This is a genomic window from Nocardiopsis sp. M1B1 (assembly GCF_052466615.1).
This window is the reverse complement of the sequence record NZ_CP196194.1, coordinates 276,478-303,389: the sequence shown is the minus strand read 5'-3', so window position 1 is coordinate 303,389 and position 26,912 is coordinate 276,478. Positions and strand designations below refer to the sequence as shown.

Here is a 26,912-nt window from a genome sequence, read left to right as displayed (position 1 = left end):
TAGTGCGGCGACCGAAAGGCCGACTGGGTTGGGCGTCAAGCCGCGACGGCCGGGAAACGGCATCCCACGAGACGACGCCTTTCCCGTGCGCCCATGCAGTGGCGGGCACTCTCAACAAATACCACCAATAACGACATTCAGGGCCATTTTCACAGAACTCCAGGAGAGCCAGGAAAGCGTTGCCCGCGCCCACTGAACTGCGGCGATGCCGTCAACCCGAAATTACCCTGGAGTAGTTCGCAGAAAAGTTCGCTTCCACTCCGCCCCTGCCCTTAATCTGGCACCGGACACACAACTCCATCCACACAATGACCCCGCGACGGTTAGTCACCGTCCGGGGCCGTGGCCAGCAACTTCGAACCTTTTAGAGCAAGGATTGCCAGCATGCGCCAGTTTAGCGCTGCGGCCCTGATCCGCGCCTTCGGCATGGTCAAGGCCCTCTTCGCGCCCCCGTGCGGACGCCACTCCGCCACCGGCGGCCGTCGCCGCCGCTCCACCCGGGTCCGCCGCTACGTCCCGGCCCCCGCCCAGGTCCGCGTTCCGGTCGAGGCCACCACACCTCCCGCACGAACCGACCGGGCTCCCGAACGCCCCGAGCGACCCAGGCACCCCGAGCGCCCCGCCGCTCCCGGCCTTGTTCCCGGCTCCGTCCCCGCCGCCGCTCCCGCTCCAGCCGCCGCGCCCCGTCTGGCCCCGCCGAGCGCGCGCTTCCCCGCCGACGACATCGCCCTGGTCCGCCCCTACTACGCGGCCCGAGAACAGGCCCGCGCAGAGGCTCGCGCAGGAACCCGCGAGCCCGGAGCCGCGCGGGTCCGGCACGAGGTCACCATCCGCCTCGACCAGCGAACCAGCACGAACACCCCGTTCTCCGGCGACCTCCTGGCGACCGGCTCTGGCCCGGTCCCGACACGGGCCCCCGCAGCGGCCTCGACCGAGGCTCCCGCTCCGGCCCCAACACGGGCCTCCGCCCGGGTTTCCGCGCAGGCCTTCGAGCCCGGATCCGCCCCGGCACCCGCTCCTCGCCCTCCGTCCCCCGCGTGCGAGGACCCCGAGGACTGGCGCGCGTTCACCCGGCTCGCCCGCGTCTGGCTCGACCAGCAGCAGCAACGAGCTGAGCGGACGCAGCGAGCACAGCAGGCACCTCAGCCCCGCACGGAGCACCACCGACAGGCGGTCCCGGCATGATCTTCCTGACCACGCCCAAGGTTCCGCGCCCCCTCGTCCGCTGGGAGCACCGCGTCTACCCGGGAGCGCTGGACCAGCTCGCGCGTGTCCGCGCCGACCTCGCGGCCGATCTGGCCGGTTTCGACGGGGACCTGGTCGAGACCGTGCGGCTGTGCGCCAGCGAGCTGTTCGCGAACTCCGTCAAGTACACGGATTCAGGAGAGAGGGACGGCGAGGTCGTCCGCGCGCTGTCGATGCCCAACGCGCGAACGCTCCGCTTCTCGGTGAGCGACTGCGGTGGAGGCGGCGCAATCCCGGCCGTCCCGGAGGAGCGGACGGAGGACGAGTGGAGCTGGGCCGAGGGCCAGCGCGGGCTGCTGCTCGTGCAGAACCTGTCCACAGCCTGGGGACACTTCCGCCTCACACCCTGGGCCGACCTGGGCACCCACGTGTGGGCCACCTTCAGGGTCCCCCCGGGCGGCGCTCCGCCCGCCACGCGCCCCTACGTCCTCATCGACTGAGGCCGGACTCCGAACGGGCGGGGAGGCCCCGGCCAGCGCCTCCCCGCCCCGCGCGAGCCCCCGAACAGCCCGTTCAGCGCGCCTCCCGAAAACCCGCCCCTCCTTTTGGTATCCCCTGGGACACAACTCCCTCCCTCCCACTGGCGCCGGTCGCTACTGGGTAGTAACATTGACTTGTTACTAGTCGGTAGATCCGCGTGTACAGACACCGCGGCCAGGGACACAGCGGAGCTGTCCATGACGCATTACAAGAGCAACCTTCGCGACATCGAGTTCAACCTCTTCGAGGTCTTCAGGCGCCAGGACGTCCTGGGGCAGGCCCCCTTCGAGGAGCTGGACGAGGAGACCGCCCGCACGATCCTGGACGAGGTCAACCGCCTCGCCACGGGCGTCATCGCGGAGTCCTTCGAGGACGCGGACCGCAACCCCCCGGTCTTCGACCCGAAGACGAACACCGTCGCGATCCCCGAGAGCCTGAAGAAGTCCTACAAGGCCTACATGGACGCCGGCTGGTACAACCTCGACCTCCCCCAGGAGCTGGGCGGCCTGGGCGCCCCCCGCTCCCTGGTCTGGTCCGCCGCCGAACTGGTCCTCGGCTCCAACCCCGCCGTGCACATGTACTCCGCCGGTCCCGGCTTCGCGAGCATCCTCCACGCCGAGGGCAACGAGGAGCAGAAGCGGTTCGCCGAGCTGGCCATCGAGCGCGGCTGGGGCGCCACCATGGTCCTCACCGAGCCGGACGCCGGTTCGGACGTCGGCGCGGGCCGCACCAAGGCCGTCGACCAGGGCGACGGCACCTGGCACATCGAGGGCGTGAAGCGCTTCATCACCTCGGCCGAGCAGGACATGACCGAGAACATCTTCCACCTGGTGCTCGCGCGCCCCGAGGGCGCTGGCCCCGGCACCAAGGGCCTCTCGCTCTTCCTGGTCCCCAAGTACCTCGTCAACGAGGACGGCTCGCCCGGCGAGCGCAACGGCGCCTACGTCACCAACGTCGAGCACAAGATGGGGCTCAAGGCCTCCACCACCTGTGAGCTGACCTTCGGCGACAAGCACCCCGCCATCGGCTACCTCGTGGGCGACAAGCACGACGGCATCCGCCAGATGTTCCTCGTCATCGAGTACGCGCGCATGATGGTCGGCACGAAGGCGATCGCCACCCTGTCCACCGGCTACCTCAACGCCCTGGAGTACGCCAAGGAGCGCGTGCAGGGCAACGACCTGGCCGCGGGCAAGGACTCCCCCAAGGTGACCATCACCCACCACCCGGACGTGCGCCGCAGCCTCATGACGCAGAAGTCCTACGTGGAGGCCATGCGCGCCCTGGTGCTCTACACCGCCACCCAGCAGGACGCGATCCAGATCGCGCACCGCACGGGCCAGGACGCCGCGGAGCTGGAGGCCATGAACGACCTCCTGCTGCCGATCGTCAAGGGCGTGGGCTCCGAGCGCTCCTACGCGCTGCTCGCCGAGTCCCTCCAGACCCTGGGCGGCTCCGGGTTCCTCCAGGAGTACCCGATCGAGCAGTACATCCGGGACGCCAAGATCGACACCCTCTACGAGGGCACCACCGCGATCCAGGCCCAGGACTTCTTCTTCCGCAAGATCGTGAAGAACGGCGGCCAGGCGCTGGGCAAACTGGCCGGGGAGATCAAGGCCTTCGCGCAGAGCGACGCGGGCAACGGCCAGCTCAAGCAGGAGCGCGCGCTGCTCCTGGAGGCGGCCGAGAACGTCGAGAAGATCGTCGAGCTCATGGTCGGCCACGCGATGGGCTCCGCCGAGGACGCACGCGAGCTGTACAAGGTGGGCCTGAACTCCACCCGCCTGCTCATGGCCTTCGGTGACGTCGTCCTGTCCTGGCTGCTGCTGCGCCAGGCCGAGGTGGCCCTGAACAGCATCGACGGCGCCAGCGACGAGGACAAGGACTTCTACACCGGCAAGATCGCCGCCGCGCGCTTCTTCGCCGAGCAGTTCCTGCCGCGCATCGCCGCCGAGCGCCGCATCGCCGAGGGCGTGACGGTGGACCTGATGGACGTCCCCGAGTCCGCCTTCTAACCACGTCGGACCCGGTGAGAGGGCGGGGCGGCCACCGGGCCGCCCCGCCCTTCAGTCACCCCTTCGGCGGATGCCTAGTCAGACCGTTCTCAGCCGCTCCACCGGTTGCCCCGTGATCTCCGCGATCAGCTCGAAGTCCTTGTCGAGGTGGAGGAGGGTGAGCCCGGCGCGTTCGGCCACCGCCGCGATGAGGAGGTCGGGGATGCCCGGAGCCCGCTCCTGTGCGTCGGGGCTCGCCACCAGTCGTACGAACGCGGATTCGCCGACGAGCCCGATCATTCCCACGCCCGTTTCATGGCTTCCGGATCGGCGAGGTCGGGGAAAGCTTCGGAGAAGCGTGCCAGATCGTCCACGGTCACCGCGCCGCCGGAGGCGTGCGCTGTCCGCTCCAGCAGGCGTCTGAGGTACTCGCCACGCGACAACCCCTGTCTCCTGGCGTCCGCGTCGATGGCTTCCAGGACGTCTTCCGGCACGTTTCGGATCAGCACGTCGGCCATGGGACCACCTCCAAGCGGTATCCGAGAATCATCCCGAAGTCCCGTCGCAGAGGACGTGACGGTGGACCTGATGGACGTCCCCGAGTCCGCCTTCCAATCACGTCGGACCCCGAGAGAGGGCGGGGCGGCCACCGGGCCGCCCCGCCCCACGATTCCCACGCGTAGAAGACGCGCCGGACGAGGACGAGCCGACCGGTGCCGGGATCGCCTCGGTCTCCGCGCATACGGGGCGCACCGTCCCCGACGCTGCGGCTCCGGTCCCGTGCGCGGGACGCGCCGGGCGCGGCTTCCCGACTCCGGTCCCACGTGCACGGAACGCACCCGTTCGGGCACCTCCGCCGCACGTCCGCGCCACCCGTCCCACGTGTACGGGGGGTGGCGCTGGGTAGCCGCTCACCCGAGCGCGTGCGCCGCCGGGAGGCGCACGGAAGGGGGCAGAGCATGGCACGCGACGACCGCGTCGAGGGAGCAGGGGAGTTCGACGACTACGACCGCGTGGCGGTGGTGACGGGCGCGGACAGCGGAATCGGCCGGGCGACGGCGATCCGCCTCGCGCAGCAGGGCTTCGACGTCGGCGTCACCTTCCACAGCGACGCGGAGGGCGTGCACCGCACGGAGGCCGAGATCCGCGAGACCGGCCGCCGGGTGTCCGTTCGCCAGCACGACCTCTCCGACCCCGTGCGGGGCTCGGAGGCCGTCGCCGAGCTGATCGAGGACCTCGGCGGTATCGGCGTCCTGGTCAACAACGCGGGCACCGGCTCCGGGGAGCACCTGCTGGAGACCAGCTACGAGCGCTGGCGCGAGGTCATGTCCGTGGACCTGGACGCGCCCTTCCTGTGCTCGAAGATCGCGGCCACGCACATGCGCGAAGCCGGTCGCGGCGGCCGCATCGTCAACGTCACCAGCGTGCACGAGGAGTTCCCCCGGGTGACCGCGGGAGCCTACTGCACCGCCAAGGGCGGCCTGAAGCTGCTCACCCGCGTCCTGGCCCTGGAACTGGGCCTGTACGGCATCACCGTGAACGCGGTGGCGCCGGGCGAGATCGCCACGCCCATGACCGGCCAGCACGAGGAGGAGCCCGCGCTGGACTCGCGCGCCGGGTACCCGCTGCCCCGGCCGGGCCACGCCTACGAGGTGGCGGAGGCCGTGGCCTTCCTCGCCAAGCCGGAGGCGTCCTACGTCACCGGCGCCTCGCTGTTCGTGGACGGCGGGCTCTCCCTGATGGGCCCGCAGGCCGGGGGCGCGCTCCAGGACGCCACCTGGCGCGCGGGCTGACCCGCGCCCGCCCCCGGAATCCGCCGCCGCGGTCCGCTGGGTGGCTCCGGCCCGCCCCGGCGCCACCCAGCGGACCGTGCGCGGCGGTTCCTCCCGCTCAGGGGGCGGTCCCGTTCCCGACGTCACGGTCCCCGGCGTTACGGTCGGCGGCCGACTGCGGCGCCGGAAGCGGGGCCGCCGCCGCACGCACTCGCACCGCGCCTCAGCGCCCCGCGTCGTCAGTGTCCCGACGTGCCGTCAGCGTTACGGCGTGTCGGGTGTTCCTGCGCGTCGTCAGCGTTCCCGGCGTGCCGTCAGCGTTCCGACGTGTCGAGTGTCCCGGCGCGTCCTCAGAGTTCCGACGTGCCGGACTCCGCGTCGGGCTCCTCCGCGACCGACCACCCGGACCAGTGGCGGACCTCCACCAGGATGATCGCCTCCTCGGGCGGCGTGTCCCGGTACTGGGGATAGCGCTCAACCAGCCTGTCGCGTGCCTCAGTCCAGGCCGGGCCGTCGTGCAGGACCAGCGCCTCACCGTCCGCGCGGACCCACCACAGCCGGTCCCAGTCGTCGGAGTACTCGTCCGCGAGCAGCGACACCCGGGGGTTGCCCTCGATGTCGAGCAGCCGCCTGAGCCGGTACGTGGTCTTGGGCTTGTGGTCCACGGGGATCGCGATCGTGTCGCCGTAGGCCGCGAACACCACGGGCACCAGATGGGGCTGCCCGTGCTCGCCCACCGTGGCCAGCCTGGCGACCCGGCTCCGCGCGAACATCTCCCTGGACCGTTCGGGACTCCACCTCATGACAGAGAAAATCCCACGCGACCCCGGACGGCACAAGAGGCGCGCACGACCCTTTTTCTCCCATCGCCCCCGCGCGCACGCGCGCGAGGCCCCGAGCGGGCCCTCAGGTCTCGGGGGACGCTTCTCGTCCCCGCGCACGCGCGCGGGGCCCGCCGCGCCCACCGGGGAGGCGGTTCGTCCTCGTCCCCAGGCGCGTACGGGGCCGTACACACGGCGGAGGCCGGTCGTCGGACCGGCCTCCACGCGTACGAACGCCCCCGAAAGTCCTCGGCTCCGCGGACCGGGGACTCCGCTCCTCTCCTCCCCGCGCGCACGCACGCGCGTGAGACGGGGTCCCGGACGTACTGACCCGAGGGGTCAGGCCCGGGGACGGCGGAGGACGAAGTAGTACAGCGCCGCGGTCGCGCACACCGTGGCGACGGCCATCGGCACGAACGCCAACTGGTAGGCCTCGGGGCCCTCCGGCAGCGCTTGGAGCAGCGCGCCCGCCGCCACCGTGCACACCACGGCGGTCGTGAACCCGCTCATGTTCACCAGGCCGGAGGCGACGCCGGTCCGGCTGGCGGGGATGCCGTCGCGCGCGAAGTCGAAGGAGACCGTCGGCGCCAGGGTCTGCCCGATCGCGCTCACCGCGAGCACCGTCAACCCCACCGCCACCGGGGTTCCCCCGGGCCACGCCACCAGCAGCAACCAACCCAGGCTCAGCGTCGTGCTCAGGGTGAGCCCCAGCCACCGGCGCACGCCGGGTCTGCGCCCGATCACGACACCCGCGAGCGGAGCCATCCACAGTCCGCCCGCGGCCAGGGCGGTGAGGGTGAGGGCAGCAGTGTCCTCGGGCAGCCCCAGGCCGCCCACGAGGAACGGGTAGCCCCACAGCACCATCATCATCGTGAACGGGGCCATGACGGCCGCGTGGTGGGCCATGCCGATCTGCGGGCCGCGCGAGCGCAGCGCCTCCTTGAGCGCGGCCCACACCGAGATCGGGTCGGCGACCGTGGAGCGGCCCGCCGCCCCGGCCGGGCGGTCGCGCACGACCACCAGCATCAGCAGGGCCATCAGCGCGGTCAGGGCCGTGGTGGCCAGGAAGGCGGCCACCCAGCCGAAGCCCTCCAGGGCCCAGGCCATCGGCGCGGCGCTGGCCACCTGCCCCGTTCCGCCGACCACGCCGGTGAGCCCGCTGACGAGGGCGTAGCGCGAACGCGGGAACCACAGGGCAGCCAGTCGGATGACGTTGAGGAAGACCAGGGCGTCGCCGAGGCCGATGAGGAACCGCCCGGCCACCGCCACCTCTATACCGGGGGCGAGCGCGAACAGGCACGCGCCGACCGTCATCGCCGCCATGCCCATGACGAGCGTGTAGCGGGGGCCGAGCCGGTCGGCCAGCAGCCCGGTGGGCACCTGGAGGACCACGTACACCAGGAGTTGCAGCATCGGCAGGAGGGACAGCAGAGCCGGTCCGACGTCGAAGCGGGCCTGGGCCTCCAGGGCGGCCACACCGAGACCGTTGCGGTGCAGCATCGCCAGGAAGTACCCGCCCACGGCGACGCCCCACACGAGCCAGGCCCTGGCGCCGCCAGCGGGTTCGGAGGCCACGGCGCCCTCCCGTGCGGTAGTCCGGTCACCGGATGTCTCGGTCTGTGTCACTGGACGACTTCTCTCCGTTTCGTACGACCGTTCCAGTGTCCTCCACATACGGGACCAGCCCTTACACCGGGGTGAAAGCGCGGGCAAAACCGACGGGAACACCGGCATGTCGGGAGGGGACGCGGACGGCAAAGCCTGGGTTTGACCGGGTCAAGGGCCCGTAACCTGCACTAAGTCGCGGAGAGTCACGACAAACACGCCAAGAGTCGCCACAACGAGTGACACTGGCGACATCTCCCACGCAAGCGGACAGACTTTTCGCGACGCCCAAAAAACGTCCAGGCGTTCGGAATACATGCTCTGACCTGGAGGTTCTTGGTTTGGTGAAGTCGAGACACATTCGTTAAATGTGATATTGGTCACTTACAGAAGCCTCGACTACAAGGGGTCAGTTGCTGCTAGCATCCGGAGCGCAAAGAATAACTACGAGGTAACGACATCGTTCACGCCTCACCAACTTTGTGGAGGGAACCCGCCAAGGCCACCTGAGGCGGAGCACCTCGGACCGCGGCGACGTGGCCGCACAAGCGAACACGGCACCGCGGCAACCTAGACCACTGGAGACGACCTTGAGTCACTGGCGCCTGAACAACCCCCGGGCCTCCCGGGCGAAATCGGCCCTCGCCAGGCGAATCAAGCACAAGCCCCGCCACGCCTTCTGCGCCCAGCGCGCGATCACGGCACTCCTGGGCGAGCTCGCCTCCGTGACCCCCCGCCAGTTCTACTGGTCGGGCAGCTCCGAGCTGGCCGTCGTCTCGGTCCAGCGGGACGTCAACGTCTGGTGTCGCGACGGCCGCTTCTTCTGGAACGACCTGTTCCACGGCGGCCCGGTCTCGCATCCCGCGAGCGATCCCGTCGGCGCCGCCGAGCTCCTCAACCCCTTCGCGCAGGGGCCCGAGCCGGTCTACGGCCACGGCAGCGTCATCAACCACACGGTCGCGGCCTGAGGCCGCGCGGCCGACTCTGAGACCTCCCGGTCAGCGGAGCCGCTGAGCCCTCGGCTGCCGCCCGCGGAACCCGCTCCGCACACGTACCCCGTCCGCGCACTCCCCTGTCCGGTGCACGGCCCTCTCAGGGGCGCCGAACGCGCCCGACACGCCTGTCGGCGTTCCCGGGCCCCGCGCGCGGACCCGTCGCCCCGCGCGGCGCCGTTCTCCCGTGGAGACGACCCTCTTCCCCGCACACGCCCCTCGGCCACCTGTCCGGCGCGCGTGCGGACGATTCCTCGTCCCTTCGCCTACCCGTGCAGAAGGACTCGACACGTCCCGGTCCGGCGTAAAGCCGAAACCCCCTGGTACGCGGGCGTTCCCGCGCCCCGGTTCCACGGACCCCGGTCGGCCTTTCGCCCGCCGCGCGTGCCCCCGGCCCTCCTCCGGCCGAGAGATCTTCGGACCTACGGCACCAAAAACTGACAGAAGGGCACATAACCTGCCCGAACCCTCCAGAACCATTCCCCACCAGCGGTCTTCTGGGGTTACGGTGGCTGCTGACAACCACACACGCACCGGCCCGGAAACGACGGGCCGTCCTCGCTCATCCCTGTAACACCCCCCAGAGGACCCATGCGCCCCCTCCACCCCGAAGAACCCTCACACCTCGGGGAACGACGCCGCCGCTCCCTCCTGCGCGCGGCGGCGCTGGCCGGTGTGGTGGTGCTCCTGGTGAGTGTGGGGCTGTACTCCTTCACCGCCCCCTCGTGGGACCCCGAGGCGGCCGAGGGCGCCGCCGACTGCTCCGCGACCGGATCGGCCCTCTCCGACAGCCTCGCGCCGACCGGGACCCCGATGACCTCCTTCCCCGAGGACGTCCCGCTCGCGCTGTCCTTCTCGCCCGACGGCTCCGTCCTGGCCGTCTCCCAGATCGACACGGTGACCCTGTGGGACTGGCGGGAGTCGCGCGCCATCGCCCGCATCGACCACGACTCCTCCGCAGTGCCGCCGACCCCGGCGGCGTTCAGCCCCGACGGGTGCCTGCTCGCCTACGGAACCCTCGACGGCGCCTCCGTCGTCGACCTGGAGACCGGCAGGAGGCAGGACGTCGGTGAGGAGAGGGGCGTGCGGTCGATCGCCTTCAGCCCCGACGGCTCCTCACTCGCGCTGGGCGTGCGCAGCGACCCCGACGGACGGCTCCTGCACCTGCACGACACCCGCACCTGGGAGCTGGAGGCGCGGCTGTCCGGCTCGGGCGTGCTGGGCTCGATCAGGTACTCGCTCGACGGCAGCGTGGTGGCGGGCGGCGAGGAGGGCGGCGGGATCGCCGTGTGGGACGCCGGGAGCCTCTCGCTGCGGGGCCTGATCCGCGAGCGCGCCGGTGTGGGCGCGGCCTCGTTCGACCTCGTCCCGGACGGCTCGGCCGTGCTGCTCATCCGCTCCGGCTCCGTGCTCCTCGTCGTGCCCGGGACCGGAGCGATCGTCCGCGAGTTCGTCGTCCCCGGCCCGGACGAGGGCATCCTGGTGGACGTCGCCTACAGCGCCGCGAGCGGCCGCGTGTTCGCCGCCCGCCTGGACCCCGCCACCGGCCGAGGCGACATGGTGGCGTGGCGGTACGCCTCGGCGACCGAGGTCGCGCTGGGCCCGGAGCTGCCCCGCGTGTTCCCCATGGCCCTGTCCCAGGACGGGTCCCGGGTGGCGGGCCTGCGCACGGGAACCGGCGACGTCGCCGTCTACGACACCGAACTGAACCTGCTCAACGTGCTCACGCCCTGAGCCGGGCCGCGGGCGCGCGGTGTTCGCGGCCCCCGAGCACGGGGGCACCGACGACGGCGGCACGATCACCGTCCGGGAAGCGGCGGCCACCCCCGAGGAGCGAATCGCCCCGGTGGGACCCGGGACCCCGGAGGCGCTGGGGCCGCCGCTGCGCTGACCTCAGGAGACGCTACACACCGGTGGCGGCGAGGATCTCCTCCGCCGCCCTGAGGGCGCGCGCGACCATCTCCTCCTCGTCGACGTAGGGAACGCCCTCGTAGTCGACGACCTCCGTCGCCGAGTAGTCGACGCTCACACCGACCTGGCCCTGGACCACCTGGAGGTCGACGTCGGTGCCCTCCGGGTCGACCTCCACGACCGCGTAGTCACCGATCTCGATCGAGGGGTCGGCGTCCTCCTCCGCGGGTGCCGAGGTGTCTTCCCTGTAGAGGCCCTCGTTGATCTCCAGGCGGTAGGTGATGCTGTGGCTGCGCGGCGGCGGACCGATGCTCGTGGCCACGGTGATGCACGTCATGGAGAGGCTGCCGAAGCTCTCCACGTCCTCGGCGTCGGGGACACCGGCATCGGTCTCCTGGTTGCCGGCCCGGTCCTCGGGCGGACCGAGCAGCTCGGTGCTGGTCTCTTCGGAGAGCACCTGGCACAGGTCGTCGGGGGCCAGCTCCATCGGGTCCACCAGCTCGACCGCCTCCTCGGGGGTCCCCTCGGGCGGGGAGGCCTGGGCGTCGGCCGCCGCGGTGTCGGGAGCGTCCGCGGCCTGCTCCGGCTCCGCGCCGCCGCAGGCGGTCAGCATGAGGGCCAGGACCAGCGCGGTCGCGGTCTTCGTCGTGTGGGGCGCAGGGGACACCGGGGGTTTCCTTCCTAGGGAACGCGGACGGCGGACACCATATCGCCCTCCCCTCACATTCCGTCACACAGCGTCCCGGACAACGCCGCCTTCCACAGGCCGCGACCCGGTGTCCGGAACAGGCCAGGAACGTTCCGGGCACCGCGGCCGCGTTACACAATGGGGCGGGTACGCAACCGCCACGAAGGGACCCGCCGCCATGCCGGACACCGCTCTGGGCCGCCGCGCCCGCCGCACCAGTCCCGCCCTGTCCGCGCTGGCCAGGCTGATCGAGAACACCGGCGCTTCGGCGCGGTCCTCGTCGGCGTTCGGCGAGGCTGTGGTCGCGGAGGGTTCCACGGTCGTCCCGGTGGCGCGGGTGACCGCGCTGACCATCATGGGCGGGGGTTCCAGCCGCCTGTTCGCCGCGGGCGGGGACGGCGCCGGGGGCAGCGGCTTCGTCCGGGTGCGGCCCGCGGGCTTCCTGCTGATCGACCGGGAGGGGGCGCGGTACCGCCCCATCCGGCAGCCCGCCTCGTTCCTCGTCATCCCGCTGGCCGTGGTGACGGCCGCCGCGGCCACCCGCGTCGTGGGCGTCTCGCTGCGCGAGGCGCGCCGCCGCCGCGCCCTGACCGCGACGCGGGAGACCCACGAGGCCGCGCGGACCTCCTGCGAGGCCGAGCACACCGGTTGACCGGCCGCGCCGTAAGCCGCCTCCGGACGGCGCCGGGCCGTCGCGGGGCTCCCCTGCCCCCTCGGGAAACCGCGTCGCGCCGGACGCGGACACCCGTACGTCCCGCCCGTTCCCGGAGGGCTCCCCGTCAGCGCGCTACGAGGTCATCCGCTCCACGAACGCGAACAGGCCCATCCCCCAGGCGAACACCGCGCACATCGCGATGATCACCAGGATCTCCGTCCAGTTGAGGAGGCGGCGCAGCGAGGCACGCGGCACGTCGGTCAGCCGCACCCAGCTCAGTACGCCCAGCGCGATCCCCGCCACGAGCGCGACCAGCGGCAGCCACGGCGCCAGGAACGCGTACTCGCCGACCGTCGCGACGCCCGCCGCGCCCAGGCCCAGCACCCCCGCCAGGCGCAGCGGAAGCACGTGCCGGATCCGGTCGAACAGCCGCGAGCGCAGCACCAGCAGCAGCGAGAGCAGCGCGCACAGCAGCAGGTCGGGCAGGCCCGTGGCCAGGTAGGCCAGCAGCACGGTCGTCGCGCCGCCGCTCACCGCCGCGCCCAGCACGACGCCCAGCAGGATGCGGTCGGTGTTGCCGAAGGTGTCCTCGAACCGGTCCGTGGTGACCTGCCCCGAGCGCCCCACCTCGTAGTCGAGCCCGGACAGCCCGCCCATCACCATCGCCACGCGCGGCAGCGCGCCCACGCACAGCGCCAGGACCAGCCCCATGGACCGCGCCCCCTGCACCGGCTCCACGAAGACGCCCACCACCACGAGCACTCCGGCCGTCACCGCGACCACGCCGAGCGCGCAGATGTAGGCCAGCCCCGTCTCGTGCATCGTCCAGCCGATCACCGCCACCAGCAGTGCGCCGGACAGCGCGAAGGCCGCCTGCACCAGGAAGTTCGCGTCGGTCAGCAGGTTCGCGGCGAGCACGGCGGTGACCGCGCCCCACGCGCAGGCCGTCGCGAACAGCACGTGCGCGACGGCGGGCAGCGGCCTGCGCGCGGCGAGCAGCATCACCGCGACCGTGAACAGGGTTCCCGCCGCGGCGATCCCCAGGTGCCAGGCGGACGGGCTCAGCCGCATCATCAGCCCCAACAGCAGCAGGGGGCCGATGGCCGCGACGAGGAGGCCGAAGGACAGCGTGGTCGTGGGGTTCCAGATGTGCGCGGTGGCGTCGACGCGGTCCTCGACCGCGCCGCGGACGTCGTCCACGTGCGCGGGCCTGCCCGGCGCGGTGCGGCGGTCCAGCATCAGCACGTCGCCGTCGTAGACGCCCGCGCTCTCCAGCGGCTGGTCGGGGTGGACGGGGTCGCCCTCCACTGTGGTGAGCGTCCACGCGGCGGGTTCGGTGCCCTCCTCCTCGGGTGCGCAGACCTCCAGGATGCGGGGCATCAGTGTGGCCACGGGAACCGTTCCGGGGAGTGCCAGATCGGCCCAGCGTTCCGGTCCGGTCACCGTGACCCGGCAGTATCCACTCACACCAAGAATTCCTTTGTCGTTCGTCGTGGGCGGTTGTCACCCTCGGGGGGAGACGGACGCGAATTAGGCGATTCGCGGGGATCGCGAGATCATTCCTAGCGTAGCCACCCAGACACCAGCCCCCGTAGGCGGACCGAAAGAGATCCCCGTGGCGACGAGACCCGTACCCCGCCCAGCTCGCAGCGTCCCGACTGCCCCCGGGAACACTCCGCTCGTCATCGCGACCCCTCCCCAGATGCCGGAGAACCCGCCCTCGTCGAGTTCCGGCGCGATGATCATCATGCCGATCATCACCGGTTCGGGCTCTCTGCTGATGTCCATCACCATGGGCCACCGTCCGCTGATGGCCGTCGCCGGCGTGATGATCATGATCGCCAGCGTGGTCGTCGGCATCATCATGTTCGTGGCCCAGCACAACGGCCCGCGCAAGCGCATCCGCGAGCAGCGCGAACGCTACGTCGACTACCTCGACCAGCTCCGCGAGATCGTCCGGGACGTGGCCTCCGTCCAGCGCGCCGACAGCGCGTTCCGCCACCCCGACCCGCAGCTGCTCGTCGACCCGGCGCGGTCGCGGACGCGCCGCTGGGAGCGGCGGGCCGCCGACCCGGACTTCCTGGACCTGCGGGCGGGCACCGGGACGCGCCCGCTGGCGCGGCGGCTCAGGCTCAAGGTCGACACCTCCTCGCCGCTGATCGTCTACGACCCCGTGTGCCAGGGGGCGGCCGACCAGCTCATCGAGCTGTACGCGAACGTCCCCGAGATGCCGCTGGTCCTGCCGCTGCGCGAGCACGGCGTGGTGTCGGTCGTGGGCGACCGCGAGGCCGGGCGGGGGCTGGCCCGCTCGCTCGTCGCGCAGATGGCCACCTTCCACTCCCCGCACGACCTGCGGATCGGCGTGGTGCGCGACAACAAGCTGCGCTCCCACTGGGAGTGGCTGAAGTGGCTGCCGCACAACACCTTCGACGACGCCAAGGACGGGCCGATGCCCGCCCGTTTCGTCGCCGTCAACACCGTGCAGATCGCCGAACTGCTCTCCGACGAGATCGAACGGCGCACCGTCGACCTCCAGCGGCGCCGCGGCGCACCGCCCGGTCCGGGCACCCAGCGCCTGGTCGTCGTCCTGGACGGCGAGTACCAGTCGACCCTGTCCGGTCTGCACGCCGAACCGCCGGTGACCTCCCTGGCCGACCTGGGCATCCACGTGATCGCCCTGGTGGCGGACCGGCGCGAGGAGCCGGAGGGCGTGGACCTGCGGCTGCGCATCGACGCGGACGGCACGCTGACCGAGGACACCGAGCACGCCGACACCTCCGAGGACGCACCGCGCGTCCCGCTTCAGGGCCGCGCGGACCGGTCCGACGTCGCGCACCTGACCTCCCTGGCCCGCCTCCTGGCCCCGTACGGCATCGCCGTCACCGACAGCGACGACGCCATGCACGCCACCGTGGGGCTCCCGGAGATCCTGGGCGTGGCCGACGTCGCCCAGCTGGACACCCGGCAGACCTGGCGCAGGCGCAGCACCGGCGACTACCTGCGGGTGCCGATCGGCGTCGGGCCGAGCGGCAACACGGTGCTGCTGGACCTGAAGGAGTCGGCCTTCGGCGGCATGGGCCCGCACGGCCTGGTGGTCGGCGCGACCGGCTCGGGCAAGTCGGAGATGCTGCGGACCATGGTGGCCTCGCTGGTCATCAACCACTCGCCGGAGTCGCTCGCGCTGCTGCTGGTGGACTTCAAGGGCGGCGCGACCTTCGCCGACACCGACCGCCTGCCGCACAGCACCGGCCTGATCACCAACCTGGCCGACGACGACTCGCTGGTCCTGCGGTTCCGCGAGGCCACCTACGGCGAGCTGGTGCGCCGCCAGCAGATCCTCAAGGACGCGGGCAACCTGCCCAACCTGCACGCCTACGAGGCGGCCCGGGAGAACGACCCCGGTCTGGAACCGCTGCCGCACCTGCTGATCATCATCGACGAGTTCTCGGAACTGCTCACGGCGCACCCCGACTTCGCCGAGCTGTTCGTGGCCATCGGGCGCATCGGCCGGTCGATCGGCGTGCACCTGCTGCTGGCCACCCAGCGCCTGGAGTCGGGCAAGCTCAAGGGCCTGGAGTCGCACCTGTCCTACCGGGTGGGCCTGCGCACGTTCTCCGAGGCGGAGAGCCGCGAGGCCATCGGCGTGGGCGACGCCTACCACCTGCCGCCCGAGCCGGGCTCCGGCTACCTGAAGGTGGACACGTCGGTCTTCGAGCGGTTCAAGGCGGCGATGGTGTCGCAGCCCTACGAGCCGCCGGTCCGGGAGGAGAAGGAGGAGCACGAACCGGTGCTGCCCCTGCTCTCCTTCAACGGGCTGAACAAGGTGACCGGGGCGGGCTCGCTGGTGGAGTCCCTGGTGGAGTCGATCCGCGGCCGGGGCGAGGAGTCCGGGCGCGGGGAGGACAAGCGCACCACGCTCCAGGTCACGGTGGACCGGCTGGTGGCCTCGGGCGCGGAGAAGGTCCGGCCGATCTGGCTGGAGCCGCTGCCGCGGCTGCTCACCCTCGACAGGGTCCTGGAGGACCTGGGCGAGGGCGAGGACCTGGAGGGCCCCGGAACCGAGCCGCGCCCGTCGGACATGCGCGCCGTCATCGGCCTGACCGACATCCCCCGGGAACAGCGCGTCGTTCCGGCCGAGATGGACTTCACCGGCGCCGAGGGCAACGTCATCGTCCTGGGCGGCCCCCAGTCCGGAAAATCGACGCTGCTGCGCACGGTGGTCGCGAGCCTGGCGTGGCGGTACCCGCCGGGCCGCGTGGGCGTGTACGCGATCGACTTCGGCGGCGGCGCCCTCCAGGCGATGGAGGAGCTGCCGCACGTGGCGGGCGTGGCCGGGCGGGCCGACCCGGAGAAGGTGCAGCGGGTGCTGGTGGACGTGCGCGCCCAGCTGGACCGGCGCCAGCGCGTGTTCCGCAAGTACCGGCTCGACTCCCCCGCCGCGCTGCGCCAGGCGCGCGCGGACGGGACGGTGCCCGCGAACGTGGTGGGCGACCTGTTCCTGCTGGTCGACGGCTGGTCCTCGGTGCGCGACACCTTCGACGAGGCCGACGAGGTCCTGATGGACATCGCGACCCGCGGCCCGTCCCTGGGCGTGCACACGATCCTGACCGGAGCCGCCTCCTCGCAGATCCGGTCCCGGTTGCAGGCGCTGTTCGGCGGCCGGTTCGAGCTGCGGCTGAGCGACCCGATGGACTCGGGGATCGGGCGCAAGATCGCCGAGGCGCTGCCCAAGGACACCCCGGGGCGCGGCCTGACCGCCGAGGAGCACCACACGCACGTGGCCCTGCCCCGGGTGGACGCGGTGGCCAGCGACGAGGACGTCACCGACGGGATCCGGGACCTGGTCAAGCGGATCGGGGAGCGCTGGCCGCAGAAGGCCGTCCAGGGCGTCAAGACGCTGCCCTCCAAGGTGGAGCTGTCCGACCTGCTCAAGGGCCGCCGGGCGCCGAAGGGCCGCGCCGCCGAACTGGTGGTGGGCCTGGCCGAGAGCACGCTGGCGCCGGTCACCACGAACCTGGCCCGGGACCCGCACCTGGTGGTGTACGGCGACCCGCAGACCGGCAAGACCGCCCTCCTGCGCGGGCTGGTCAAGCAGATCGTGCAGCGCCCGCCCACGGAGATCGGCGTGGTCATGGTGGACTTCCGCCGCAGCCACCTGGAGCTGGTCCCGGAGGACCACCTGCTGGCCTACTGCACGAGCGCGGAGCAGACCCAGGCGGTCGCCGCGAACCTCGCGGGTTCGCTGAAGCAGCGTCTGCCGGGGCCGGACGTGACCCCCAAGCAGCTGCGTGAGCGTAGCTGGTGGAAGGGCCTGGACCTGTTCATCGTCGTGGACGACATGGACATGCTGGGGGCGAGGGCGAACCCGCTCGCGCCGCTGGTGCCCTTCATCGCGCAGGGCTCCGACCTGGGGCTGCACATCATCGCGGCCCGCCGCACGGGCGGTTCGGCGCGGGCGATGTTCGAGCCGGTGCTCCAGGCGCTCAGCGACATGGCCACGCCGGGCGTGCTCTTCTCCGGTGACCGGATGGAGGGGCGCCTGGCCAACGGCACGGCGTCCAAGCAGCTGCCGGTCGGCCGCGCCCAGCTGGCCCGCCGCGGCCAGCGCCCGGACCTGGTCCAGGTGGGGTGGAGCGAACCGCCCGCGTGACCCGGGGGCCCGCGGCGCGGCGCGCGGCGCGCGGCGCGGGTCTCCAGGCAGTACGGACCCCCGGGTGTGAGGGCCTTGCCCTGGTAGGGGCTTCGCGGCACCGGCCTCCAGGCGGTGCGGGTCCCGGCGCGGCGCACCCGGCCGGGGCGTCGTGTCGTCGCGAACCGGATAATGGGTACCGCGTCCCGGAGCGAACCTCGGCGTCCCCGGGACAGTCCCACCCCGTGCCCCCGCGGCCTCCCGACCGACCCCGTCCCCCCGAAAGGCAGCTCCATGCGGCGCCCCCTCGCCCTGACCTCGGCAGTGTGCCTGCTCGCCCTGACCGCGTGCACCGGCACGTCCGGCGACTCCGGCGGCGAACCCGGGACCGGGGAGGAGCTGGCCGAGGAGGGGCTGTCCGGCCTGGCCCTGCTGCACCGGGGCTTCGAGGGCGGCGACCCGGAGACCGACCAGGTCCTGGTCTTCCACGACCCCGCGACCGGGCAGCCGCTCCAGCGGATCGCGCTGCCCGACGGCGCGGTCGACCCGATGGCCCGGGACCTGGCCGTGCACGCGCAGTTCTCCGCCGACTGGACGTACTTCGCCTACGTCTCCGAGGAGCCCAACGCCGTGCAGGTGGCGGCGCTGACCGATCCGCGGGAGTCCGGCGCAGAGGAGGTCTCCTACCAGCAGGTCGAGTCCGTGCCCGCCTCGGAGGGGGAGGTCCTGTCCCGTCCGGTGATCAACGGCGACCGGCTGTGGTTCGTCTCCGACACCCCGCAGGACGGCGTGCCCCCGCAGGTGCTGTCGGTGCCCCTGGAGGCCCCGACGGGCACCCCCAACCAGGAGGGCAGCCTCCTGATCGGCGAGAACCAGCGGCCCAGCGACTGGGCGCTGACCCCGGACGGGTCGCTGCACATCCGCAACAGCGTGCAGACCCGGCAGAGCAACGCCGTGGACGGCGGCACCCTCGTGGTGCGGGAGACGGCGGACAGCGTCGTCAACGCGACCCTCAACGTCGACGGAGGCCAGTGGCAGACCTTCGACAACTCCCTGGTCTGGGGCGGGGGCACCGCGCTGCTGCGCCCCGACGCCCCCGCTGGCGGCGGGGAGCCCCCGGCGGGCGCGTACCTGGTGACCATGGAGGAGCAGGGGCACATGGCCGCACGTCTGCTGGAGGAGGGCGACGGGCCGGTGGTGCAGTACGCGCCCTCGCCCGAGCGAGACGCGGTCCTGCTCCAGACCAGCGGGTCCTGGCACCGGGTGGACCTGGCCGAGGGCGAGCCGGGAGAGGCCGCGGAGCTCTTCCCCCGCTTCCACGACTCGTCCATGGACGGCTGGCCGCTCGCGGTGCGCTGGGTGACGGAACCCGTGACCGCGGACCCGGGTGCGGACCCGAGCGCGAGCCCCGGCGCGGGCGGCGGCGGGTGAGGGCGGCCGGGCCCCGGTCCGGGCCGGGCCCGTGGCCGGAAGCGGTCAGCCGCCGCATGCGGGGTGGCACTGCCTGCGATTGCGGGGCACTGCCTGCGATCAGGCCGATCGCCGCCCGACGACCGATGTCACAAGAAGCGCACCTCCGTTGACCGAAAGGTGCGATCCTTACTATCGTCCGTAATCTCCCCTCTTTATCGTGGCCACACGAATTCCCATGCGAACGCGGCCCGAGACGGAACGAAGAGGCGGCCCCTTCCACCCCCAACTCCCGGGAAAGGCACAGATGTCCCACGCCGGTCTTGAAAACGTCAACAGCCTCGCGGTCGGCGGTGAGCAGCTCGGACAGGAGTCCGAGGGCATCCGCACCCAGATGAACCAGCTCATCCAGGACATGAGCAACGACGCCGACGCCCTCCAGGGCGAGGCCCTCGCCCGTTTCCGCGAGGCCCGCGAGCAGCTCACCGAGCGCTTCGACGAGCTGATGTCCTGGTGCAGCCAGAACGGCATCAAGCTGAACGAGGGCCAGGGGCAGTTCAACATCACCGACTCCGACTCCAGCTCCGACTACTCCCAGGCCGGAAGCGACCTCGGCGGCCTCTCCCGCCCGGTCAACGCCTGAGTCGTCCCCCTCCCCCACGCTCTCCCCAGAAAGGTTTCCCATGAGTCAGTTCGACGTGTACGGCGACGTCGCGGGCCTCCAGGGCCTGGCCGAGGACCAGCAGGCCCACCTCGGCCGCTTCTCCGCCATCATGAGCCAGATCAACGAGCAGTCCGAGAGCACCGTCAGCCAGTGGGAGGGCTCGGGCAGCGCCCAGTTCCAGGCCAAGGCCACGGAGTTCGACACCCAGTTCTCCGAGGTCAACGCCGCCTTCGCCAAGGTGATCGCCGCGACCAGCAACACCGCGGACAACTACGGCAGGCTGACCCGCTACCTCGACGGACTGTTCTAGTAGGCTGAGCGGCGATGTCGTCCCCATCCCCCGCGTCCGCCCCGGCGGACCCGGATCCGCAGCTCCCCGAGGCGTTCCACTACACGCCCAACGAGGAGAAGTACGTCCTCCAGGCGGACGCCCTGCGGCACCGGCAGCTGCGGTCGGCCCTCATGTACGGTTCGAGCCGGTACTGGCGGCGGCGGCAGCAGGTGTGGCCCGCGGTGATCGGCGGGCTCATCCTCGTCGCGCTGATCTGCGGTGTCATCGCCCTCATCGGGGCCTTCGGCAGGCAGCAGGAGGTCAACGAGGAGCGCGGTTGGGGCGCCCGCCAGCAGATGTTCCAGAGCCCGGCCACCGAGGCGCCCTCGTCTCCGTAGCACCCGGTGCCGTCCTCCCCGTCGTCTGACGGGGATCCTCCACACCACGAACACCACCAGGGGGTCGCTCTCCCATGTCCGGCTCCGAGCACGCCGCCTGGGCGCCCGGTTACGGCAACCCGGCCCTGCTCCGCCAGGGGCGCCGCGCCCGGATCGTGCGGGCCACGCGCTCCACGAGCGGTGCCGACGTCGTGCTCAAGGTCCTGCCCGAGCACCTGGGGCGCGCCGAGCTGAACCAGCTGCGCGAGCTCAGCGGGGTTCCCGGTGTGGTCCCCCTGCTGGACGCGGGGACCACCGCCGACGGTGACCTGTTCGTGGTGCTGCCGTTCTACGCGGACGGCTCCTTCGGCGACATGCTCGCCCGGAGGGGACCCGCTCCGATCCAGGAGGCGGCGGCCGTCTCGCGGAGCGTGGCGGCTGCGCTGGGTTCGATGCACGGGCACGGGCTGCTGCACGGGGACGTGTGCCCCGGCAACATCCTGCGTGCGGGCCGGACGCCGGTGCTGACCGGTTTCGGTTCCGTCCACCGGTCCGGGGAGGCCCTGCCCCCGCCCGACCCGGCGACGGAGTCGTTCCTGCACGCGGCGCCCGAGGCGCTGCGGGGCGAGCCGCGCACGCCCGCCTCCGACGTCTACCAGCTGGCGTCCACCGTCTGGACGATGCTGGTGGGGTACACGCCGTTCTCGTCGACGGACGGAACGCCGTTCGACCCCCGCGACTACGCCGAGCGCGTCCTGACGCAGGACCCCAAGCCGGTTCCCCGCTCCGACATCTCCCGCAAGCTGCGGGGTGTGCTCACCCGGGCGCTGGCCAAGCTGCCCGAGGAGCGCTTCGCGACCCCGGCGGCGTTCGCCTCGGCCTTCGAGCAGGCGCGCATGTCCCGGCCCTCCGCGACGCTGGGCGCGACCGGCGGCCAGGAGTCCCTGAGCGGTGCGCAGGCGCCGATGTCGGGGCCGCAGACCCCGATGAGCGGGCCCCAGGCTCCCGTGTCGGGCGCCCAGGCTCCGATGAGCGGGCCGCAGGCACCCATGTCAGGGGCACAGGCCCCCATGTCAGGGGCACAGGCCCCCATGTCCGGTGCCCAGGCGCCCATGGAGGACTTCCACCCCCCGGCCGCGGACACGCGGGCTCCGCACTCCGGACCCCAGTACCCGATGGCGCCGCCGCAGATTCCCATGCCCGGTGCCCAGAGCCCGTCGTACGCGCCGGACCCGGCGGCGTCTGGCCCGCAGCATCCGGTGCCGGGCCACGAGGCCGCCCTGTGGGAGCAGCGCCCCCACACACCCGATCCGCAGGCTCCCGTGTCGGGCCCCCAGACCCCGATGAGCGGGCCCCAGCTTCCGCCTCCGCCGTACGCCGCCGGTCCCCAGCAGGACGCCTACAGCCCCTGGACGGGCCCGCAGGCCCCTCCTCCGGTGCCTCCCGGACCGCAGACCCCGCCCGGCACCGACACCCCACCTGGCACGGCCCTCCCGCCGTCGGGTCCGCAGAACCCGCCCGCCACGGCGTGGTTCCGGCCCTCGGGCCCCCAGGCCTCGCACGCGCCCGCCGCCCCGCACGTCCCGCCGCACGCGCCGCCGTTCCCCGGGGAGGCGGCCCAGCACCCGGCGACCGGGCCGCAACAGCCTCAACGGCCACAGCCGCCGCGGTCACGGGAACTCAGGCCCCGGCCCACCGGGCTGGAGGGGAGCAGGCTCCCGGCCGTCGACGCGGGCGGCACCGCCGAGATCATGATGGCCAAGCTGCGCGGCGAGGAGATCTCCGCGCTGCGTGCCTGGTCGCGCCTGGAGGGCTGGACGGGCACCGCCGAATCCTCCGCCCTGCCCGTGGACGAGTCCGAGCGCGCGGAGGACGACACCCCCTCCTGGGGTCCCGTGGCCGAGACCGAAGAGCACCAGCCGCGGTGGCGCCGCCACCTCCACATCGCCGTGACCGTGTGCGGCATCCTCATGGTCACCAGCGTCTCCGGGGTGTTCGCCGCGCTGGAGTCACCGGCCCCGGTGGTCGCGGCCGCCGAACAGGAGGCCGAACCGGAACCAGCGGCCGACGAGGAGGCCGCCGAACCGGTCGTCGACCCCTCGGCGCCGCCCGAGGTCTCCGCGCCGACCGGCGTCCTCCTGGCGGACAGCCTCAACGCCGTCGAACTCAGCTGGACCGACAACAGCGGCGGCACCGCCTCCTTCTTCGTGCTGGGCGGCCCCTTCGGCCACGAGGCCGCCACCCTGGCCCGGACCGGCCCCGGAGTGGTGACCGCGCAGGTCACCACCGGCTACACGGGCATGGAGTACTGCTTCACGGTGATCGCCGTGGACGGCTCCGCGTCCGCCGCCGAGGAGGTCTGCACGACCCGCGCCGCCGACCGCGCCGAGGCCGAGCGCCTTGCCGAGGAGGAGGCCGCGGAGGAGGAGGCCGCCCGGGAGGCGGAGGAGGAAGAGGCCGCCGAGGAGGAGCCCTCGCCGTCCCCCGATCCGGAGGAGCCCGCGGAATGATGCGCCGCGCCGGAACCCGGACCGGCCCGGGAGCGGCCGCGTCCCGGACCCCCGCCGCGCACCCCGAGCGGCGTCCTGGTCCGCCGGATCCACCCGCACCGGTGTGATCTGCGACGTATCGCCGGAACCCGTCCTCGGATAGCGTCTTCGGGTTGTGTCGCGCGTGTGCAGTGGGAGCGCCTCTTGTCCGGGGTCTTGATCGGTTTCGGTGTCATCACCAGTGTCGTCGTCATCGGCTACATGCTCGGGCGCCTCCCCCTCCTCGGACCCGGGGCCAGGGAGGTGCTCAGCAAACTCGCCTTCTACGTGGCCAGCCCCGCGCTGCTGTTCACGATCCTGGCCGACGTCGACCTCTCCGTCCTGGTGTCCGGGCCCGTCGTGGTCAGCGTCATCAGCGTGGCCGTCGTGGCGTTGGCCTTCGTCGTGTTCGGGCTCGTCCGGCGCCAAGGCGTGGGCCCGACCACGGTCGGCGCGCTCGCGTCCTCGTACGTCAACGCGGGCAACCTGGGCATCCCCATCTCCGTCTACGTGCTCGGCGACGCGTCCCTGGTCGCGCCCATCCTGCTCACGCAGCTCCTGATCCTGGCCCCGGTCGGCCTCACCCTCCTGGACCTGGCCGACGGCGACGTGCGGGGGGTGGGCCCCGTCTTCCGGCGGGCGCTGGGCACGCCGGTCCGCAACCCCGTGGTGATCGCGTCCCTGGCGGGCGTGGCCGTCTCCGCCTCGGGCTGGGTTCCGCCCGAACCCCTGATGGAGCCCTTCCACCTGATCGGCGGCATGGCCGTCCCCGCCATGCTGCTGGCCTTCGGGATCTCCCTGCACGGCAGCCCGTTCCCCGGCCGGGGTCCGGAACGGGTGCCGATGCTGTTCGCCGTGGCGCTCAAGTCCGCGGTCCAGCCGCTGGTGGCGTGGGCCCTGGGCGCCCTGGTCTTCGACCTGGACGCCTCCAGCCTGTTCTCCGTGGTCGTGCTGGCGGCCCTGCCCACGGCCCAGAACGTCTTCAACTACGCCACCCAGTACCGCACCGGCGAGGTGATGGTCCGCGAGGTGGTGCTCGTGACCACCTTCCTCACCATCCCCGCGCTGCTCACCGTCACCTTCCTGCTGGGGTGAGCCGGGGCGGAGTCCGCGCCGGGCTCCCGAGACCGCCGGGCAGCGCGGCGAACACCGCGACCAGCTGGTAGGTCCTCCCCGGCCGCACCCGCCCGCTCCCCCTCCGCTCCGTGCCCGGGACCCCCGGTGGTGCAGCTGGCTGTAGTACCGGAACGCCCGTCCGCACCAGTGCTCCGAACAGCGCCGAATCCTAGGTTCGAGGGGTAGCGAAAACACCCCGGGAGCCCCTGATGCCACGAGTTCCACGCGTCCTGCCGATGCTGGCCGCACCCCTGATGATCGCCGCCTTCCTGGCGCCCGGGGCGGCCTCGGCCGCCGCCGCGCCCGGCGCCCCCACCGCCCCGTCGACCGCCCCGGCCGAGGCCGTGCCGCTCAACCCCGAGACCGCGCGGGAGTTCGTGGACACCCGCGTCGCCGAACTGCTGGAGGAGCACGGGGCGCCCGGCGTGGCCGTGACCGTCGTGGCCGGGGGCGAGCAGGTCGCCTCCGCCTCCCACGGGTACGCCGACCTCGCCACCCAGACCCCCATGGACCACACGGTCCACACGCTTCCCACCGGCTCGGTGTCCAAGTCCTTCACCGCGGCCGCCGCCCTCCTCCTGGCCGAGGAGGGGGAGATCGACCTGCACGAGGACGTCAACGCCTACCTGCCCGAGGCAGCCCGGCTGCCCATGGACGGCGTCACGATGCACCACCTGCTCACCCACACCGCCGGGTTCGCGGACGTGCTCGACTTCCCCTCGGCCGGGGACACTGAACGGCACATGAGCCTCCAGGAGGTGTACAGCACCCTCAAGCCCGAGGAGCTCTACGAGCCCGGCCGGTTCACCGCCTACTCCAACCACGGGAACGGCCTGGCCGGGTACGTCGTCCAGGAGGTGAGCGGCCAGCCGTTCGAGGAGTACGTCGCCCAGAACCTGTTCGAGCCGCTGGGCATGGACAGGAGCGCGTTCCTCCAGATCTACGACGCCCGCGAGGTCTACGAGGTCCCGACGTTCCACCTGCCCGACGGCAGCACGGCCGGGGACCTGCACGTCTCCCAGGCTCCCGCTGGCGCCTCCCTCGCCTCCACCGACGACATGGCCCGGTTCATGCTGGCCCTGCTGGGCGACGGCGAGATCGGCGGCGAGCGCGTGCTGCCCGCCGGGGTGGCCGAGCAGATGCTGGCGAGCCAGCACGAGTCCCACCCGGAGGCCCCCGCCGTGGGCTACGGCACCTACCAGTGGCGGGGAGGGGACTCCCCGGTCATCGGCCACGCCGGCGACCTGGACGGCATGCACACCGCCTACACCCTGATCCCCGGGATCGACGCCGGGATGTTCGTCGCGGTCAACGGCGACGACTCCGTTCCGGGGAACCCCCTGGAGGACCTGCGGATGACGGTGGCCCAGGAGTTCTGGGACACGTTCGACCCGCAGGCCGCGCCGACCGGGGAGGCCGACACCGGCGCCGACCTCGGCGCCTACACGGGCACCTACGTCAGCAGCCGCCGCGCCGCCAGCGGGCCCGGCCAGATCGTCTCCCTCTTCGACAACATGACCGTGCGCGACGCCGGGGACGGGACCCTCTCCGTCAGCGGTTCGATGGCGGCGGACGACCGCTGGCTGCCCCTCGGCGGGGGACGGATGTCCGCGGAGAACGGCGCGGACCGGCTGACCTTCCTGGAGGAGGACGGCGAGGTCGTCGCCCTGGCCACGGACACCAACGCCACCCAGGTCTACGAGCGGACCACCCCGCTGACCAGCCCGATCACGCACGGCGTGGTCGCCGCCGCCGGGCTGCTCGTCCTGTTCACCGCGTTCGTGCAGTTCCGCCGAGCACCGGACCGGTTCACCGTCCTGGCCCGCGTGCTGGCCTCGCTGACCGCGCTGAGCTGCTTCGTCGCCGTCGGGCTCGTCGTGTACGGACTGTTCGACAGCCACACGCTGCAGCAGTGGATCTTCAGCGAGTCCCCCGCGCTCACGCTGCCGCTCGCCGTCGCCGTCCCGCTCACCCTGGCCACCGCGGCCGTGGCCGTGACCGCCTGGGTCAGGGGGTGGCTGCGCCCGGCCGGGCGGATCCACCTCTCGCTGGTCGTCCTGGCCGCGACGGCCGTCATCCTGACGGGGGCCCAGTACGGCTTCGTGTGGCTGGTGTCCTGAGCGGGCCCGGGTCCGGAGCCCCGTCCTGGCTCCGGACCCGCCTCCGGCCCCGGCTCCAGCTGAACAGGAGCTAACGAACCGAGGCGAAAGGTACACACGCGGCGTCTCTCCGGGTAGCATCCCCACAGTTCAGGGGAACGGCGGAACTCCTGCCCCCGGCCGCGCGTCCCACCCGTCATCCGGACCCGCTCCAGTGGCCTCCACGGCCGCGAGCGGGCCTTCCGTGCGTGGAGGGCGTCGTGCCCCTCCCCGCGGGTTCCGCGTTCGAGGAGAGGAGACCCCCACATGACCAACGAAGCGGGCGGCAACCCGATCGAGGGGATGCGGGGCGGTGAGTACGCCGAAACGCTCGCGGCCGCCATGGCCGGACTCGCCGACGCGTTCGACCTCCTCATGGAGGACGCCGAGAGCGCCTCGGGCCACGACGACGTCAGGGCCGGGTTCAGCACGTTCAAGGAGAACACCGCCCAGGCCCTCATCGACGTCCAGGCGCTCGGGCTGACGCTGGCCGACAACGTCCAGGCGGGCGCGGCGGAGATCGCGCAGAACGACCTGGACAGCTCGGAGGACTTCGACCACCCATGGGAGTCCCACCGCGACATCAACTTCCAGGGCTGACGGCTCCCCCGCCGAC

22 protein-coding genes and 1 pseudogene are annotated in these 26,912 nt (G+C 72.3%); 17 read left to right on the top strand and 6 right to left on the bottom strand.

Annotation, left to right across the window (positions count from 1 at the left end; genetic code table 11):
* The first annotated feature begins 384 nt into the window (after positions 1-384).
* The 3 genes from ACSTA4_RS01350 to ACSTA4_RS01340 all read left to right on the top strand — a co-directional run bounded on the left by ACSTA4_RS01350 (position 385) and on the right by ACSTA4_RS01340 (position 3,740).
* Positions 385-1,185 carry a hypothetical protein gene (locus tag ACSTA4_RS01350; protein ID WP_444962156.1) on the top strand — a complete coding sequence of 267 codons (801 nt, stop codon included), beginning with the start codon at positions 385-387 and terminating at the stop codon, positions 1,183-1,185.
* Positions 1,182-1,685, top strand: a complete 504-nt coding sequence (locus ACSTA4_RS01345) for an ATP-binding protein (RefSeq protein WP_444962155.1) — start codon at positions 1,182-1,184, stop codon at positions 1,683-1,685. The genes ACSTA4_RS01350 and ACSTA4_RS01345 overlap by 4 nt, the downstream gene beginning before the upstream one ends.
* A 237-nt stretch (positions 1,686-1,922) precedes the next feature.
* Positions 1,923-3,740, top strand: coding sequence for an acyl-CoA dehydrogenase (locus ACSTA4_RS01340; protein WP_444962154.1), 1,818 nt, complete (start codon positions 1,923-1,925; stop codon positions 3,738-3,740).
* Positions 3,741-3,818: 78 nt separating this feature from the next.
* Here ACSTA4_RS01340 and ACSTA4_RS01335 read toward each other — a convergent pair.
* Positions 3,819-3,962 (bottom strand): annotated as a pseudogene (locus ACSTA4_RS01335) (PIN domain-containing protein); the annotation flags it as partial.
* Between the two features lie 53 nt (positions 3,963-4,015).
* Entirely contained in the window at positions 4,016-4,237 is a 222-nt protein-coding gene (gene vapB, locus ACSTA4_RS01330; protein WP_444962153.1) for a type II toxin-antitoxin system VapB family antitoxin, read from the bottom strand.
* Between the two features lie 441 nt (positions 4,238-4,678).
* On the opposite strand from vapB, the gene ACSTA4_RS01325 reads away from it, so the two are divergent.
* On the top strand, positions 4,679-5,512 hold the full coding sequence (locus ACSTA4_RS01325; RefSeq protein WP_444962152.1) for an SDR family oxidoreductase: 834 nt from the start codon (positions 4,679-4,681) through the stop codon (positions 5,510-5,512).
* A gap of 329 nt (positions 5,513-5,841) precedes the next feature.
* Here the strand turns inward: ACSTA4_RS01325 and ACSTA4_RS01320 are convergent, their stop codons facing one another.
* Together ACSTA4_RS01320 and ACSTA4_RS01315 are read right to left on the bottom strand one after the other, a co-directional pair.
* Positions 5,842-6,294 carry a TIGR03668 family PPOX class F420-dependent oxidoreductase gene (locus ACSTA4_RS01320; protein WP_444962151.1) on the bottom strand — a complete coding sequence of 151 codons (453 nt, stop codon included), beginning with the start codon at positions 6,292-6,294 and terminating at the stop codon, positions 5,842-5,844.
* A 357-nt stretch (positions 6,295-6,651) separates the two neighbouring features.
* Entirely contained in the window at positions 6,652-7,938 is a 1,287-nt protein-coding gene (locus ACSTA4_RS01315) for an MFS transporter (RefSeq protein WP_444962150.1), read from the bottom strand.
* Between the two features lie 569 nt (positions 7,939-8,507).
* On the opposite strand from ACSTA4_RS01315, the gene ACSTA4_RS01310 reads away from it, so the two are divergent.
* The 3 genes from ACSTA4_RS01310 to ACSTA4_RS01300 all read left to right on the top strand — a co-directional run bounded on the left by ACSTA4_RS01310 (position 8,508) and on the right by ACSTA4_RS01300 (position 10,800).
* The gene (locus ACSTA4_RS01310; protein WP_019609224.1) at positions 8,508-8,885 is read left to right on the top strand and encodes a hypothetical protein; all 378 of its coding nucleotides are present in this window, start codon (positions 8,508-8,510) and stop codon (positions 8,883-8,885) included.
* A 615-nt stretch (positions 8,886-9,500) separates the two neighbouring features.
* Positions 9,501-10,643 carry a WD40 repeat domain-containing protein gene (locus tag ACSTA4_RS01305; RefSeq protein WP_444962149.1) on the top strand — a complete coding sequence of 381 codons (1,143 nt, stop codon included), beginning with the start codon at positions 9,501-9,503 and terminating at the stop codon, positions 10,641-10,643.
* 19 nt (positions 10,644-10,662) lie between these two features.
* Positions 10,663-10,800, top strand: coding sequence for a hypothetical protein (locus ACSTA4_RS01300; RefSeq protein WP_444962148.1), 138 nt, complete (start codon positions 10,663-10,665; stop codon positions 10,798-10,800).
* A gap of 12 nt (positions 10,801-10,812) precedes the next feature.
* Here ACSTA4_RS01300 and ACSTA4_RS01295 read toward each other — a convergent pair whose 3' ends face one another.
* A complete protein-coding gene (locus ACSTA4_RS01295) occupies positions 10,813-11,487 on the bottom strand; it encodes a hypothetical protein (protein ID WP_444962147.1) in 675 nt (224 codons plus the stop codon).
* Positions 11,488-11,686: 199 nt separating this feature from the next.
* On the opposite strand from ACSTA4_RS01295, the gene ACSTA4_RS01290 reads away from it, so the two are divergent.
* Entirely contained in the window at positions 11,687-12,160 is a 474-nt protein-coding gene (locus tag ACSTA4_RS01290; RefSeq protein ID WP_444962146.1) for a GerW family sporulation protein, read from the top strand.
* A 135-nt stretch (positions 12,161-12,295) separates the two neighbouring features.
* Here the strand turns inward: ACSTA4_RS01290 and eccD are convergent, their stop codons facing one another.
* A complete protein-coding gene (eccD, locus tag ACSTA4_RS01285) occupies positions 12,296-13,630 on the bottom strand; it encodes a type VII secretion integral membrane protein EccD (protein WP_444962145.1) in 1,335 nt (444 codons plus the stop codon).
* Between the two features lie 217 nt (positions 13,631-13,847).
* On the opposite strand from eccD, the gene eccCa reads away from it, so the two are divergent.
* From eccCa to ACSTA4_RS01240, 9 genes are all read left to right on the top strand, one after another.
* Positions 13,848-17,813, top strand: coding sequence for a type VII secretion protein EccCa (gene eccCa / locus ACSTA4_RS01280; RefSeq protein ID WP_444964068.1), 3,966 nt, complete (start codon positions 13,848-13,850; stop codon positions 17,811-17,813).
* A 273-nt stretch (positions 17,814-18,086) separates the two neighbouring features.
* Positions 18,087-19,223 (top strand): hypothetical protein, encoded by a 1,137-nt coding sequence (locus tag ACSTA4_RS01275; protein ID WP_444962144.1) that lies wholly within the window; start codon positions 18,087-18,089, stop codon positions 19,221-19,223.
* A 286-nt stretch (positions 19,224-19,509) separates the two neighbouring features.
* Positions 19,510-19,845: a hypothetical protein gene (locus ACSTA4_RS01270; protein ID WP_013156414.1), complete on the top strand. Its 336-nt coding sequence runs from the start codon at positions 19,510-19,512 to the stop codon at positions 19,843-19,845.
* A gap of 40 nt (positions 19,846-19,885) precedes the next feature.
* The gene (locus ACSTA4_RS01265; protein WP_013156413.1) at positions 19,886-20,176 is read left to right on the top strand and encodes a WXG100 family type VII secretion target; all 291 of its coding nucleotides are present in this window, start codon (positions 19,886-19,888) and stop codon (positions 20,174-20,176) included.
* Between the two features lie 14 nt (positions 20,177-20,190).
* Positions 20,191-20,535: a hypothetical protein gene (locus ACSTA4_RS01260; RefSeq protein ID WP_061079668.1), complete on the top strand. Its 345-nt coding sequence runs from the start codon at positions 20,191-20,193 to the stop codon at positions 20,533-20,535.
* 74 nt (positions 20,536-20,609) lie between these two features.
* Entirely contained in the window at positions 20,610-23,024 is a 2,415-nt protein-coding gene (locus tag ACSTA4_RS01255) for a serine/threonine protein kinase (RefSeq protein ID WP_444962143.1), read from the top strand.
* Between the two features lie 183 nt (positions 23,025-23,207).
* Complete coding sequence (locus ACSTA4_RS01250; RefSeq protein WP_444962142.1) at positions 23,208-24,137, top strand: AEC family transporter; 930 nt, start codon at positions 23,208-23,210, stop codon at positions 24,135-24,137.
* Between the two features lie 230 nt (positions 24,138-24,367).
* Positions 24,368-26,278: a serine hydrolase domain-containing protein gene (locus ACSTA4_RS01245; RefSeq protein WP_444962141.1), complete on the top strand. Its 1,911-nt coding sequence runs from the start codon at positions 24,368-24,370 to the stop codon at positions 26,276-26,278.
* A 285-nt stretch (positions 26,279-26,563) separates the two neighbouring features.
* On the top strand, positions 26,564-26,896 hold the full coding sequence (locus ACSTA4_RS01240; protein ID WP_274975843.1) for a hypothetical protein: 333 nt from the start codon (positions 26,564-26,566) through the stop codon (positions 26,894-26,896).
* Positions 26,897-26,912 lie beyond the last annotated feature (16 nt).